This window comes from Marinobacter adhaerens HP15 (genome assembly GCF_000166295.1).
Lineage (GTDB): Bacteria > Pseudomonadota > Gammaproteobacteria > Pseudomonadales > Oleiphilaceae > Marinobacter > Marinobacter adhaerens.
On the sequence record NC_017506.1, the window covers coordinates 1,310,091 to 1,323,398 of the forward strand.

Below are 13,308 nucleotides of genomic sequence, written 5' to 3' on the forward strand. Positions count from 1 at the left end.
GTTGGTACATCACGCTAACGAGTCATCACTCGGCGCAGACGGTTTCATACAGGGGGTCTCCGGGCTCGAGCAGTTTAAGGTTATCCACTCGCGGGCTTCCGTCAGATCCCAGAGGTACCAGTTCGCGGGTCGCACAGTTAATGATGTGAACGCGATGAGAAACCGCGTCTGTCATCTTCTGCTCGAAGCGATAGAGGGTAAACCGGACGATGTCTTCGCTGCTGGTATCACGGCTGATGCTTTTGGTGTCGACCGTGGAAAATGCGGTGACGTAGGGGAGCACGAAGGTCCATGGGCGCCAAAGGATGCCGTCGGATTCTGTGCTCACAACCACCGCTTCGTCCGGCAGGCGTGCTTCTTTCTGGTCGAACCAGGTGTATTCCATGTAAATGAGATAGCCGAGCATGCCCGCGCCGGCGAAAACGGGGATGATCCACTTCGGGGCTTTGTTTCGAGTGGCGGCGCGAATACCCAGTGCAATACCGGCAGCGCCAAGGCCGCAAACTACAGTAGCGACAAATGTCCAGAACATATAATGACTTCCTCAAAAAAGAACGGGCTTCCTCATTGAGGAAGCCCGTTCAGTATCAACCTGTCAGTTCATCGAACAAATCAGGCTGAGATGTTGCTTAGTGGTCTTGAGCCTGACCGGCACCACGTGGGTAACGGACGCTTTCAACCAGTTCCTGAATCTCAACGGGCGGTTCTTCAGTTGCGTTGGATACAATGAAGGCTACCGCAAAGTTGACGATCGCACCAATAGCGCCGATTGACAGCGGGGAGATGCCCAGCACCCAGTTGTCCGGAGTGTCTGGCAGGTTGTTGGTGCCCGGGATGAACAGCCAGCCCTTGTACACGAAGATGTATACCAGGGTGAACGTCAGGCCGCTCAGCATACCAGCGATGGCACCGGTGTTGTTCACGCGCTTGGAGAAGATACCCATCATCAGCGCCGGGAACAGGGATGCTGCCGCGATACCGAAGGCGAGGGCAACGACCTGTGCCGCAAAGCCTGGAGGGTTCGCCCCAAGGTAGGTGGCAACAACGATCGCAACGGCCATCGATATCCGTGCTGCGAGCAGCTCGCCTTTCTCCGAGATCGCCGGATTAATGGAACCTTTGATCAGGTCGTGACTGACCGCCGAGGAGATCGCCAGCAACAGACCGGCCGCTGTGGACAGTGCTGCTGCGAGACCACCCGCTGCGATCAGACCGATGACCCAGCCTGGCAGGTTGGCGATTTCCGGGTTGGCCAGTACCAGGATATCCCGGTTTACGACCAGCTCGTTGCCGTTCCAGCCGCGGGCTTCAGCCGTAGGCGCGAAGGCTTCGCTGTCGTTGTAAAGCTGGATACGGCCGTCTTCGTTCTTGTCGGTGAACTGGATAAGACCAGTAATTTCCCACTCCTTGATCCAGTTCGGACGCTCATCGTACTGGATCGGCTCCGCTGAGGTGCCGTCCGGGTAGATGGTGGTCATCAGGTTCAAGCGAGCCATGGAAGCAACCGCAGGCGCAGTCAGGTACAGCAGGGCAATGAATACCAGCGCCCAGCCTGCGGACCAGCGTGCGTCAGCCACCTTGGGTACGGTGAAGAAGCGGATGATAACGTGTGGCAGGCCTGCAGTACCGATCATCAGCGACAGGGTAAACAGAACCATGTTCAGTTTGTTGTCGATATCGGCGGTGTACTCATTGAAGCCGAGGTCGGTGATAACCTGGTTCAGCTTGCTGAGGATCGGCATGCCGGAATCCACGTGAGTCGAGAACAGACCCAGACCTGGAATCGGATTACCGGTCAGTTGCAGGGAGATGAACACCGCAGGAATGGTGTAGGCAACAATCAGTACGCAGTACTGTGCCACCTGGGTGTAGGTGATACCCTTCATGCCACCCATTACTGCGTAGACGAATACCACAACAGCCGCGATCATCAGGCCAACGGTGGAATCAACTTCGAGGAAGCGGGAGAAGGCAACACCGGCACCAGCCATCTGGCCGATAACGTAGGTTACAGACGCCACGATCAGGCAGATAACCGCTACGAGGCGGGCATTCTTGCTGTAGAAACGGTCGCCGATAAACTCGGGAACCGTAAACTTGCCAAACTTCCGCAGGTACGGAGCCAGCAGCATGGCCAGCAGAACGTAACCGCCAGTCCAGCCCATAAGGAAGGTGGAGTTGGCGTAGCCACCGGCAGCAATCAGACCTGCCATGGAGATAAACGATGCCGCGGACATCCAGTCGGCGCCGATTGCTGCGCCGTTGGTGATCGGATGAACACCGCCGCCGGCAACGTAGAAGTCACTCGTGCTTCCGGCCTTGGCCCAGATAGCAATTGCGATGTAGAGGAGGAATGAGCCCCCTACGAAAATGATGTTAATAGCAAATTGGCTCATTCGTTCTTACTCCTCGTGCACGCCGAATTTTTCATCGATCTTGTTCATGCGCCACGCGTAGTGGAAGATCAGAGCGATGAACGTGAGGATGGAACCTTGCTGGGCAAACCAGAAGCCCAGATCAGTACCACCAATCGGAATACCGGCAAGCATCGGACGGAGCAGAATTGCAAAGCCGTAAGATACCAGGGCCCAGACTATCAGGCTCCCGAATATCAGGCGCAGATTCGCCTTCCAGTACGCTTCAGCATCGTAGCTATGACCTGCTGACATAGGATCACTCCTGTTTTGTTGTTGTGGAGGTTGGGTGGGTTTTTGGTGAGGCACTTCTGTTAGAGAATTTATTATTCATATAAGTACTTCTCCGACTAGTTGTCCCTACTGACTTTACTGGTCAAGCGATTTATAGATATTGGCAAAAGGTCTAATTCTCAGTAATTTGGCGTGACGTCGGTCTATAAATGCGATGTTCCGTCGGGCATCGATTCAGAAACGATGCATGTTTTGCAGGCGCCGATGGTAATGGAGCTTGTCGTAAAGCCCTTTGAGAGTTTTTACCCCTTCCGACCGCGCCTTATTAAGTGCGACCAGGGTAAGTTCGGCTGTCGCGAGAGCATCGGAAGCGGCGTGGTGACGTTCGCTGACTTCAAGGCCGAAATAATCGGCCCAGTTGTCGAGTCCTTTGCCACCGGTCTTGGTGTTTGGAAAAAATGCAGGCATCAGGTCGGCCACGTCCATCCAGGTATGAGGCTGGGTATAGCCAAGCTGCGCCTTCAGGGTCTTTTCCAGAAATTTCTGATCGAACGCCGAGTGGTAGGCCAGGATCGGGTCGCCGTTCATCCACTCAAGAAGATAGAGAAGGGCATCCTCGATTTCGTGCCCCTGGGTCAGCGCCTCGGGCCCGATCCCGTGAATGAGCACGGTTTCGCGGATGTCGAGCTCCGGACGCCTGAGGATCAGGTCGAACTGGTCGCCCAGATGGATAATGCCGCCGCGGATGGCGACGGCCCCGATAGCGATCACCTCGTCCTTGGAGGGGTTCAGTCCCGTGGTTTCAAGATCCAGCACGATCAGACGGCAGTCCGTAAGCAACTGTTCTCCTGGCGTTTTCGGGTTGGGCAGATTGCCAGGATCGTGGCTGCCGATTTTTCCGCCCCGGCGATGCTCAATCCATTGTTTGATCTGTTCCAGCATGTCTCGCGCCTGAAGGTCAGAGTTGGTAGGTAACTTCGAGTTTCTGTTGCAACCGCTGCGCCTGCCTGAAAGATTCCCGCAGGATTCGACGGTCGAGTGGGTTCAGATCGTCGGGATCGATGTAGTTGGTGAGCTCCTCTCCCTTTGCCAGCATTTCCTGGTGGGCCCGCATGCGGATCGCCTGGATCAGGCTATAACCTTCCTTCCAGGCGTTGGCATCTTTCGGATCGAAGACGCCCTTTTTCGCCAGCTCATCCATGCGCTCCAGCGTGTTCGCGGTCTCAACGCCATTCGCCAGGGCGAAAACCCGCACTGCCTCAACAAACGGCGCCAGGCCCTGACGCTTGAGGTCCAGTGAGTGCTTGTTGCCCTCGGATATATAGCGGAAATTGCGGAACATGGTGAGCGGCGGCTTCCGCTGAAACGCGTTCCCGGCAAGCATTTTCTGGAACAGGGCGTTTTTCCGGATCCGCGTGAGGATCTTGTCCAGAAGATCGTTCAGCGGCTCGGTTGGACCGTAGATAGCCCTCATATCAAGAAAAATTGAGGAATACACCAGGTTCTGGGGTGTGGAGGCATCAATGAACCGGATAAACCAGTCGTCCCACTCCTTGTCGCTCAAGCAGAGTTTCGGGTTACTGGCCATGATGTTGCCCTTGCACAGGGTGAAGCCACATTCGGCCAGTTCGTCGTTTACCTTTCGCGCAAAGGGCAACAGCTTTTCCCGGACCTGTTCGGCGGTCATCCCTTCCGGCGTCTGGAACAGTATGCCGTTGTCCTGGTCGGTCAGCAGGGTCTGCTCCTGGCGGCCCTCGCTGCCAAACGTCAGCCAGGTGAAGGGAATGCCCGGGTCGTTCTTCTTGATGTTCAGTTCCAGGACCCGTCTGACGGTTACATCATTGAGCGTGGTGATGATCTTGACCACCTGCCCGGAGTCGGCGCCGTGGGCGAGCATCGCATCCACCAGGCGTGATACGTCTGTTCGCAGGCTGACCAGGGTGCGCAGGTGGGTGGCCGTGCCAATGGTGCGGGCAAGGTTTACCAGGTCCACGCGCTGCAGGGAGAACAGGTCTCGTTCCGAAACCACGCCAATCAGTTTACGGTCATCGTCGATGACGCAAAGATGCGCAAAATGATGCTCCGCCATCAGCATGGCAGCTTCGAACGCATCCGCATGGGAGGGAAGGCAGCAGGGATTCTTGGTCATTACCTGCTGTATGGGCGTATCCAGGGGGCCGGTGCCCTCGGCGATCATGGTGCGAAGGTCCCGCAGTGTGAAAATGCCGGTCGGGATACGGTTTTCATCGGTAACGATAATGCTGCCGACGTTGTTTTCGTGCATTCGGGCCACGGCTTTACGCACCGGCAGATCGGGCGAGCAGACAATCGGATTGCGCAGGGCATAGCGTTCAAGTGGCGTATCGAGGGACGTGCTGGACCCGATTGAGGCCATGGCACTTGACTGTATGCGCCGGTTCACCTGATCGAGCAGGCTGCTGACGCCCCGCAGGCAAAAATCCCGGAAAGGTTCGCTTTCAGCAAAGAGTGTAACGAACGCTGTCTGCCCGATGCTGAGGCAGAAGGTGTCGCCGTCTGCCCGATGCAGGGTTCTGGTTGGCCGTTCGCCGATCATGGCGGCGAGGGGAAAGCACTCGCCCTGGCTGATTTCGAAGGTCGTTTCCGTGCGGTCTTCTTTGTCGTTGTGGCGTTCGCCACGAATCCGCCCCTGTTTGACCACGTAGAATCGTTTAACGACATCCTGATCCGGAGACAGCACGATATCGCCATCGGCGTAGAACTGGATGGAGGCGTTCTCCGCGAAATGCGCAAGATGGGAGTCATCCATGCTGGAGAAAGGCGCGTGTTCCCGCAAAAACGTCATGATGGCGCGGATGTTCTGCGGGCGGTCATTTTCCTGGTGCGCTGAGGCCATGTCCGTCGTCACTCGCTGGTTATTATTGTCCGTCTGAAGTGTAGTGTAGCCAAAGCATCTGTTGCCCTACGATTTTGGTCGCAATAAGTCTGACATAGATCAGTTTTCTTTAAGGCCGGTTACCCGGGTGGTAAAGTCGGTTCCTGAAACAGGTCATTAATTGTAACGCCATGACTACCAAAGAAGAGCGCCTCAGCTTCCTTGAGGAAATGAAAGACGTCCGGCGTATCCGCAAGCCCAACCGGGCCGAGGTGACAACGCCCCGGGAACTGACGCCAGGCCATCTGGAACGTCAACGGGCGGCTGTTGAAAAGCCCGCGCGGGACACCAATCCCCTGACTTCCGACATGGTAGAGCCGCTTACGGCCCACGATATCCTGAGCTGGCAGCGGCCAGGCATCCAGCACGGCGTATTTCGAAAGCTCCGGCTGGGCCAGTATCCGATCGAAGCCCGCCTTGATCTGCACCGTATGACCGTTGAGCAGTCCCGTCGCGAAGTCTTCAGGTTCATCGGTGATTGCGTGCGCTATGGCCTGCGGTCGGTCATCATTCTTCATGGCAAGGGCGAGCGTAATCCTGATGGTATCGCCCAGTTGAAAAGCTACCTCGCCAAATGGTTGCCGGAGCTGGACGATGTCCTGGCCTTTCATTCGGCCCAGAAACACCATGGTGGTACGGGGGCTGTTTATGTCATGGTGCGAAAGAGTGACCGGGATAAGCAGCATAATCGTGAACTCCACGGCAGCCGTTAGGGCTGCCAATCCCAGGTATTCCTTAACAAGAGCCGCGGTGGCGGCTGAACGGAGGTTATCGTCGTGAAAAAAGCTGTATTGGTTGTATTCGCCGTACTGGCACTGGCGGGCTGTAAGGATCGAGTTATCTGGAACGACAACGGCAAGGTTGAAGAGGCCACAACGGACCGGGAGGTCTGGGACTCAAACGGCAAGATGGAGTCCGGCGAACGCAAGATCTGGGTTAACAAGGATGGCGAAGAAGTCGTCAGATAGGACTCTGGTATCTGCCATAGGGGTAGCGACAATAATAAATCCGGAAACAACACCGGAGACAGGTAAAGGAGAGGGTTGGGATGGCCGTGAGCCTGACAGTCAATGGCGACGAGCGGTCGCTGAACATTGAAGGGGATACGCCTCTTCTATGGGTATTGCGTGATGAGCTGGGGCTCAAGGGAACCAAATTCGGTTGCGGCGCGGGCCTCTGTGGTGCCTGCACAGTTCACCTGAACGGGCAGCCTGTGCGCTCCTGCTCGACACCGGTCGAAATGGCCGCGGGTGGTGATGTGGTTACGATTGAAGGCTTGGGGGAGGGACGTCGTCTTCATGCACTGCAGGAAGCCTGGATAGAACACGGCGTTCCTCAATGCGGCTACTGCCAGTCAGGCCAGATCATGAGTGCGGCCCACCTTCTGGCCAGCAATCCGGCGCCTTCTCGTGAGGAAATTGTTGCGGCCATGACAGGCAATCTTTGCCGATGCGGCACCTACTCGCGGATCATTTCTGCCGTGGAATCCGTCGTCGCTGATACGTCAGACGGCGCTCAGGGAGGGGCCGCATAACATGGCGATGAACCGACGAAATTTCCTCAAGGTCAGTGCCGGGGCCTCCGGGAGCCTCATGGTTTCAATAACGTTGCCGGGCTGCGCGGGAATCCAGACGGGGTATGAGCCGGACACGGGCGAATGGCGTCCCGATGCCTGGCTGGAACTGACTGCCGATGATGAAGTCTTCTTCACCCTGGCCCGGGTCGAAATGGGGCAAGGCACCTACACCGGCTTGACCACTTTGATTGCCGAAGAGCTGGAAATCCAGCCGGAGCGGATCACCCCACGCTTTGCACCTGTGGCGCCGGAGTATCGAAATCCTCTGTACAAGCTGCAACTGACAGGCGGAAGCACCAGTGTTGCGACCAGTTGGGAGCCGCTTCGAACGGCCGGAGCAGAAGCCCGGCAAATGCTGGTTATGGCGGCAGCACGTGTATGGAACGTCGAAGCAACCGAATGTCGCGCCAGTGAAGGCAGGGTGGTGCACCCGAACGGTATCGACTCCATGGCCTATGGCCAGTTGGTTGAGTTGGCCGCCAAAGAAGTGCTGCGTGGTGACATAGCGCTCAAGCCGCAGAGCGAATGGAAATACATTGGCAAGCAGCGAGGCAAACTCGATGCCCGGGCGAAGTCCACGGGAACCGCAGTTTACGGGATTGATGTCGATCTTCCGGACATGGTGTACGGCGTTGTTTCACGGCCTCCCCGACGCGGCGGCCGGGTCCGGGACTTCAACGCTGATCAGGTCCGTGCAATGACGGGTGTGCTTGATGTATTCAAGATCGAGCGTGGCGTGGCCGTTGTTGCCGACAAATACTGGCGTGCCCGGAAGGCTCAGGACGCGCTCAAGATAGACTGGGATTTTTCGGATGCCGTGTCTCTGTCTACGGGCGACGTATTCGACTCCTACCGCGCCGCCGCCGATGACGATCCCGGAGAGTCCGAGCGTAGTGAGGGCAGTTTTGCCAGTGCCATGGAGGAGGGCGACCGGGTGGTGGAAGCGGAATATGCCCAGCCCTACCTGGCCCACGCGACATTGGAGCCCATGAATGCCACGGCCTGGTACAGAGAGGACGGCATGGAGGTGTGGGCCCCTACACAGGCGCCGGACCTTGGCCGGATAGCAGCAGCCCGGGTGACCAATCTTGGCCCCGACGATATCACTATCAATACGACCTTTCTTGGCGGCGGTTTTGGTCGTCGACTGACGCAGGACTATATCGAAGAAGCGGCGGCAGTGGCCTATCGGGTCGGACGGCCGGTTAAGGTCATCTGGTCCCGTGAAGAGGACACCCGTCACGATCTCTATCGCCCTGCCATGCTGCACCGCATGAAAGCTAGCCTGTCTGGTGCTGAGCTGAAGGGCTGGCATCACCAGATTGTTGGTCCTCAGATCCTGGACTGGTATGTCCGCAATGCGGCCCCTGCCCAGTATCCCTGGGCGCCAAAATTCATGTACGACACACTTGGCTCAGTCGGGCTAATGGCCGAAGGCATTGCCACGCCGAAAGATCACTCCGCGATTGAGGGGGCTATCGAATACCCCTACCGGGTCCCCAATATTGATATCCGTCATACCCACACCGATCCCGGCATTCCGATTACCTGGTGGCGTTCGGTAGGTTTTTCCCACAACGGGTTTGCCGTCGAAACCTTCATGGACGAACTTGCCCATGAGGCAGGTGAGGATCCTTACCGGTTCCGTCGTCGCCTTATTGCCCACGAGCCGAGGCACCTTGAAGTGCTTGACCGGGTTGTCAGGCTGGCCGACTGGCAGTCGCCTGTGCCAGAGGGTCGGGCCCGGGGGCTCGCCCTGTTTCGGAGTTTCGGAACGTACGTTGCCCAGGTGGTGGAAGCCGGAATCGAGAATGGTGCGATCCGGGTATACAAGGTCACCTGCTCGGTGGACTGTGGCCAGGTCGTAAACCCCCGTATCGTGGAGGACCAGATCGAGGGCGGTATCCTGTTTGGGCTGACCGCGGCACTTTATGGAGAAATCACGCTGGAGAATGGCGAGGTCCAGCAGAGCAATTTCCACGACTACCGCCTAATGAGGCAGTACGAGCGTCCTGAGGTATTGGTGGATATTGTTGCAAGCAGCGAGTCGCCGACCGGAGTCGGCGAGCCTGGCGTGCCGCCGGTGATCCCGGCCCTGGGTAATGCCCTGTTTGCGCTCAATGGAAAGCGACAGCGTAGCCTGCCATTGAGAGCCAATGCCTGATTCAAGCGTCGCCTATTCGGTCGCTACTGGCCGCCAGACCGTATTAGACAGAATGTCTCGCTGGCTGGCGGAAGGCCAGAGAGCCTGGCTTTGCACCATAGTAGACACCTGGGGCTCCTCGCCGCGTCCGGTTGGCTCCTGGCTGGCGATTGCAGAATCCGGTCACTGGAGTGGATCAGTGTCCGGTGGCTGTCTGGAAGAGGACCTGCTCCGGCGCACAGCGGAAGATGGTCCGGACCATCCGGTTTTCGTTGATTATGGAATCACCGATGATGACCGGGATCATTTCCAGCTGCCTTGCGGTGGCCGGATACGGCTTCTGATTGAACCCTTCCGGGGGCAGACGGGTCTCGATCACGTTCAGGCATTGGCGGCTGCCTTGCGCGATCGAGAACCGGTGGCTCGTCGCGTGCCGATAAACGGGGCAGCGACGCTGGAGCATTCTGTCTCCCGGGCCGGTAACGCGGTCCACTTTGACGGCCAACAGCTCCTTCACACTTTGCAGCCCGAGTGCCGGCTATTGCTGATCGGTGCCGGCGAAGTCGCCCGTTACGTTTTTGAATTCGCGACCGCGGCGGATTTTGCTGTCACCCTCTGTGAGCCGAGGGAGGCCTTCGCCGCCGGCTGGAGTTTTGAAGGGATTCCCCTGGACCGGCGCCTGCCCGATGATCTGATTTCGACACAGTTTGGCGACGCCTGGTCCGGTATTCTGGCCCTCGCCCATGATCCGCGCGTCGATGATATGGGGCTGTTGGCCGCTCTTCACTCCAGAGCCTTTTATGTTGGCGCCATGGGATCCCGAAGAACCTCAGAAGCCAGGCGGGAGAGGCTCGCCTCTCTGGGGCTGGAAGAAGACGCACTGGAGCGCCTGCGAGCCCCCATTGGCGTCGATATTCCGAGCAAGACACCGGCAGAAATTGCTGTCTCCATTGTCGCCGATCTGATTGCCGCAAGGCATCATTTGCGAGGAGCCGGTTCGTCCCTATAATGGCGCCCATGGGAGTGTCCCAAGCGCTCTGAAACCCGGGAGAGAACTCGTGTTTGATGTAACTCGATACGCCGTCGCCGCGGATGCGATTGTGCAAGCCGGTCGATTCCTGTACCAGCAGGGTTGGTCGCCCGCAACCAGCAGTAACTATTCTGCCCGCATCGATGCCGAACACATCGCCATTACTGTTTCAGGCCGTCACAAGGGGCAGCTGGGGGCGGGTGATGTCATGGTGGTCGATCTGGCCGGCCGGCCGGTACAGAGCGACTGTCGCTCCTCTGCAGAAACAAGGCTGCATACGGTGCTGTATGAGGTCTTTCCCGAGGTGGGCGCGGTTCTGCACACCCACTCGGTGAAGGCAACGGTGCTCAGTCGTCTGCTTGAGCCCGGCCAGCCACTGGCGCTGGAAGGCTATGAGCTGCAGAAGGCGTTTACCGGCGTTGAGACCCACGAATCAGTCCTGACGGTTCCGGTGTTCGACAACACCCAGGACATCGACGCGTTGGCGGAGCACACTCGCGAATGGTTCCGGGAGCATCCGGAACAGCCAGGCTACCTGATTCGTGGCCATGGCCTGTACACCTGGGGCAAAACCATGGCCGATTGCCTGCGCCATGTCGAGGCCTTTGAATTCCTGTTTGAATGTGAGCTTGAAACCATGAGGGTTCGCCCATGACTACCCTGAGTATTTTCGACCAGAGCCAGCCCGAAAAGGCACGCAAAGTGACCGGGAATCCTGAAGAAATACGGGAGCTTCTGGCCCGCCACGGTGTGCGCTATGAGCAGTGGCCAACGAAAGATCTGCCGGCTGACGCCTCCCAGGAAGACATCCTTGAGGCCTACAGCGAGGAAGTCTCGAAACTGAAGCACGACTGTGGTTTTCAGACCGCGGATGTAATTAGCCTGAACCCGGACAATCCGCAGAAAGACGCGTTCCGTCAAAAGTTCCTGGATGAGCACACCCACAGTGAAGACGAAGTTCGTTTCTTTGTCCGTGGCCAGGGTCTGTTTTACCTGCACTTCGGCAACGAGGTTTTCGCCGTGCTGTGCCAGAAAAACGATCTGATCAGTGTGCCCGATGGCACTCGTCACTGGTTTGATATGGGCCCGGAACCTGCGTTTACCTGCATTCGCCTGTTCACCAACCCCGAGGGCTGGGTGGCGGACTTTACCGGTGAAGACATCGCCGGTCGCCTGCCTCGCTATGAGGCGCTGGCAGGAGCGGCCGAATGATCCGGGTTGTGCTCACGGATATCGAAGGCACCACCAGCTCTATTTCGTTTGTGCACGATGTCCTGTTTCCCTATGCCAGCGAGCACCTGCCGCGTTTTGTCCGTGAACAGCATCAGGACAGCCCGGCTGTGTCTGAGCAACTGGACGCAGTGGCCGAGGTTTCAGGCGTTGCGCGTGAGGATGTCGAAGGGCTGATCCAAGTGCTTGAAACCTGGATCAGGGAAGACCGCAAGGAAACCTCTCTTAAGACGCTGCAGGGCATGGTCTGGGAGCAGGGATATCAGCAGGGAGAGCTGAAAGGTCACATCTATGCTGACGCAGCCGACTACCTTCAACGCTGGCATGATCGGGGGCTGCGTTTGTTCGTATATTCATCAGGTTCGGTGAAAGCCCAGAAGCTGATTTTCGGTTTTACCACGGAAGGCGATTTTACGCCGTTTTTCTCGGGCTATTTCGATACCCGTATCGGTGGCAAGAAAGAGGCCGTTTCATACCGGAATATTCTGTCTGAGTTGGGCGTCGAGGCCTGCACGGTGCTGTTCCTGTCTGATGTGGAAGCTGAACTGGAGGCAGCCGAGGAAGCCGGCATGCAAACTGCCTGGCTTGTTCGCGAGGGAGATCTGCCGAAAACCGAACGTTTCGTTGCCCGTGATTTTGCGGAGGTCGATACCCTGCTGCAAAAGCGCTAGGCCCGGGGCTTTTTAACGCCATCGCAGGAGGAATGAATGCCCGGAACCGGAATTTGCAGAATCTTTGCGCCGGTTCTCGCCGTGCTTATTGCCGGTTGCGACCCGTTCTCGGATGCGCGTCCCATGATGGACGAGTATGTGGAGCGGGTGGCCCGCGTGTTGGAAGCCGATCCCGAGTTTTCTGACATTCCCTCCGCCAGCCAGCTTCCCCGCCGCCGTGACCGTGTGCTGACCATGCCCGAACTGGACATGGGAATGCTCGATTTTCTATCGCTCTACGGCTGTGAACTCCAGTACGTTGTTGGTGAGAAAAACTCGGTGATGGGGCGGGTTATGCAACCCCTGAACCGCCTTCGTTATGAAATCCGGTTTATCGAAGCGGCCAGGGACTGTCTGCCGGATATAGAAGATGAAGAATTTGCCGAAGAGCTTGCCGGTGGTATCGACAGCAAGCTTGAATCCCTGCCCATTGCTATCTGGAATGCCACCTGGGGCGTCGAAGAAATCGAAAAGCTGTTTACCCTGGCCAAGGGCTACTATCCCGTCGCGCCAGAGGGCAATCCGGTGTCTGATCTCGCCCTTGATATCGACAGCCTGAACGCAGCAGTGGCCCGTTTGTACTCTGAAGATCTGGCCGTTTCCCTCGACTTTGCCGGCGACGTTCATCAGCGCTGGCAGGCAGAATACCGCGCCGGTCAGTTGATCAACAGCGCGCTTCTTCTGACTGCAAGGCTGAAGGACGGGACGAATTTGCTCAAGCAGAGAATTGAAGGCAAGCCTCTGTGTATTAACGGCCAGCTGAACAACCAGTCGGATATTGTTCAGAGTATGTTTTTCAGTGTTTATATCGAAAAGATCCAACCCTATGTGAGCACTGTGACCCAGGGACGGGTGGCGCTCATCGAGCCGTTCGAGCAGTTGGCGGAAATGCAGCGGGCGGTTATGCCAGAAAGTTTCGCCGGCTGGTATGAGCGGCATCTCTCACAGGGCGCCGAGGCCAGCCTGTGGCGGGAACTGGACGTGGCCATGATGGCCCACACCAAAGCCTGGCAGGAATTACTGGGCCAGTGCGGATTGCGCCCGGGAGCCTGACCCT

The 13,308-nt window shown here is 57.5% G+C and carries 14 protein-coding genes; 9 read left to right on the forward strand and 5 right to left on the reverse strand.

The features are described 5' to 3' along the window. Positions 1-25: 25 nt before the first annotated feature. The 5 genes from HP15_RS06270 to HP15_RS06290 all read right to left on the reverse strand — a co-directional run bounded on the left by HP15_RS06270 (position 26) and on the right by HP15_RS06290 (position 5,523). A complete protein-coding gene (locus HP15_RS06270) occupies positions 26-532 on the reverse strand; it encodes a hypothetical protein (RefSeq protein ID WP_014576695.1) in 507 nt (168 codons plus the stop codon). Between the two features lie 97 nt (positions 533-629). Further along, complete coding sequence (locus HP15_RS06275) at positions 630-2,396, reverse strand: sodium:solute symporter family protein (RefSeq protein WP_014576696.1); 1,767 nt, start codon at positions 2,394-2,396, stop codon at positions 630-632. 6 nt (positions 2,397-2,402) lie between these two features. After that, on the reverse strand, positions 2,403-2,669 hold the full coding sequence (locus HP15_RS06280) for a DUF4212 domain-containing protein (RefSeq protein WP_008172923.1): 267 nt from the start codon (positions 2,667-2,669) through the stop codon (positions 2,403-2,405). A 213-nt stretch (positions 2,670-2,882) separates the two neighbouring features. Then, a complete protein-coding gene (locus HP15_RS06285) occupies positions 2,883-3,590 on the reverse strand; it encodes a 3'-5' exonuclease (protein WP_008172922.1) in 708 nt (235 codons plus the stop codon). A 16-nt stretch (positions 3,591-3,606) separates the two neighbouring features. Further along, the gene (locus tag HP15_RS06290) at positions 3,607-5,523 is read right to left on the reverse strand and encodes a putative nucleotidyltransferase substrate binding domain-containing protein (protein WP_014576697.1); all 1,917 of its coding nucleotides are present in this window, start codon (positions 5,521-5,523) and stop codon (positions 3,607-3,609) included. 170 nt (positions 5,524-5,693) lie between these two features. Between HP15_RS06290 and smrA the strand changes: the two genes are divergently transcribed. From smrA to HP15_RS06335, 9 genes are all read left to right on the forward strand, one after another. Then, a complete protein-coding gene (gene smrA, locus HP15_RS06295; protein ID WP_008172920.1) occupies positions 5,694-6,275 on the forward strand; it encodes a DNA endonuclease SmrA in 582 nt (193 codons plus the stop codon). 63 nt (positions 6,276-6,338) lie between these two features. Next, complete coding sequence (locus tag HP15_RS06300) at positions 6,339-6,530, forward strand: membrane lipoprotein lipid attachment site-containing protein (RefSeq protein ID WP_008172919.1); 192 nt, start codon at positions 6,339-6,341, stop codon at positions 6,528-6,530. Between the two features lie 80 nt (positions 6,531-6,610). Then, on the forward strand, positions 6,611-7,096 hold the full coding sequence (locus tag HP15_RS06305) for a (2Fe-2S)-binding protein (RefSeq protein ID WP_014576698.1): 486 nt from the start codon (positions 6,611-6,613) through the stop codon (positions 7,094-7,096). A gap of 1 nt (position 7,097) precedes the next feature. Further along, a complete protein-coding gene (locus HP15_RS06310; RefSeq protein ID WP_014576699.1) occupies positions 7,098-9,302 on the forward strand; it encodes a xanthine dehydrogenase family protein molybdopterin-binding subunit in 2,205 nt (734 codons plus the stop codon). Beyond that, complete coding sequence (locus HP15_RS06315; RefSeq protein ID WP_227499718.1) at positions 9,295-10,290, forward strand: XdhC family protein; 996 nt, start codon at positions 9,295-9,297, stop codon at positions 10,288-10,290. Before HP15_RS06310 ends, HP15_RS06315 begins: the two co-directional genes overlap by 8 nt. 49 nt (positions 10,291-10,339) lie before the next feature. Continuing rightward, on the forward strand, positions 10,340-10,966 hold the full coding sequence (locus tag HP15_RS06320) for a methylthioribulose 1-phosphate dehydratase (protein WP_014576701.1): 627 nt from the start codon (positions 10,340-10,342) through the stop codon (positions 10,964-10,966). Then, positions 10,963-11,523: a 1,2-dihydroxy-3-keto-5-methylthiopentene dioxygenase gene (locus HP15_RS06325; RefSeq protein WP_014576702.1), complete on the forward strand. Its 561-nt coding sequence runs from the start codon at positions 10,963-10,965 to the stop codon at positions 11,521-11,523. Before HP15_RS06320 ends, HP15_RS06325 begins: the two co-directional genes overlap by 4 nt. Continuing rightward, positions 11,520-12,212, forward strand: coding sequence for an acireductone synthase (gene mtnC / locus HP15_RS06330; RefSeq protein WP_014576703.1), 693 nt, complete (start codon positions 11,520-11,522; stop codon positions 12,210-12,212). Before HP15_RS06325 ends, mtnC begins: the two co-directional genes overlap by 4 nt. A 36-nt stretch (positions 12,213-12,248) precedes the next feature. After that, on the forward strand, positions 12,249-13,304 hold the full coding sequence (locus HP15_RS06335; RefSeq protein ID WP_014576704.1) for a DUF3080 domain-containing protein: 1,056 nt from the start codon (positions 12,249-12,251) through the stop codon (positions 13,302-13,304). Positions 13,305-13,308 lie beyond the last annotated feature (4 nt).

Bases quoted from the DNA above. Each gene is read 5' to 3' on its own strand.
- HP15_RS06325 (WP_014576702.1), top strand. From the start codon at position 10,963: ATGACTACCCTGAGTATTTTCGACCAGAGCCAGCCCGAAAAGGCACGC.
- HP15_RS06310 (WP_014576699.1), top strand. From the start codon at position 7,098: ATGGCGATGAACCGACGAAATTTCCTCAAGGTCAGTGCCGGGGCCTCC.
- HP15_RS06315 (WP_227499718.1), top strand. From the start codon at position 9,295: ATGCCTGATTCAAGCGTCGCCTATTCGGTCGCTACTGGCCGCCAGACC.
- mtnC (WP_014576703.1), top strand. From the start codon at position 11,520: ATGATCCGGGTTGTGCTCACGGATATCGAAGGCACCACCAGCTCTATT.
- HP15_RS06280 (WP_008172923.1), bottom strand. From the start codon at position 2,669: ATGTCAGCAGGTCATAGCTACGATGCTGAAGCGTACTGGAAGGCGAAT.
- HP15_RS06335 (WP_014576704.1), top strand. From the start codon at position 12,249: ATGCCCGGAACCGGAATTTGCAGAATCTTTGCGCCGGTTCTCGCCGTG.
- HP15_RS06290 (WP_014576697.1), bottom strand. From the start codon at position 5,523: ATGGCCTCAGCGCACCAGGAAAATGACCGCCCGCAGAACATCCGCGCC.
- HP15_RS06305 (WP_014576698.1), top strand. From the start codon at position 6,611: ATGGCCGTGAGCCTGACAGTCAATGGCGACGAGCGGTCGCTGAACATT.
- HP15_RS06285 (WP_008172922.1), bottom strand. From the start codon at position 3,590: ATGCTGGAACAGATCAAACAATGGATTGAGCATCGCCGGGGCGGAAAA.
- smrA (WP_008172920.1), top strand. From the start codon at position 5,694: ATGACTACCAAAGAAGAGCGCCTCAGCTTCCTTGAGGAAATGAAAGAC.
- HP15_RS06270 (WP_014576695.1), bottom strand. From the start codon at position 532: ATGTTCTGGACATTTGTCGCTACTGTAGTTTGCGGCCTTGGCGCTGCC.
- HP15_RS06275 (WP_014576696.1), bottom strand. From the start codon at position 2,396: ATGAGCCAATTTGCTATTAACATCATTTTCGTAGGGGGCTCATTCCTC.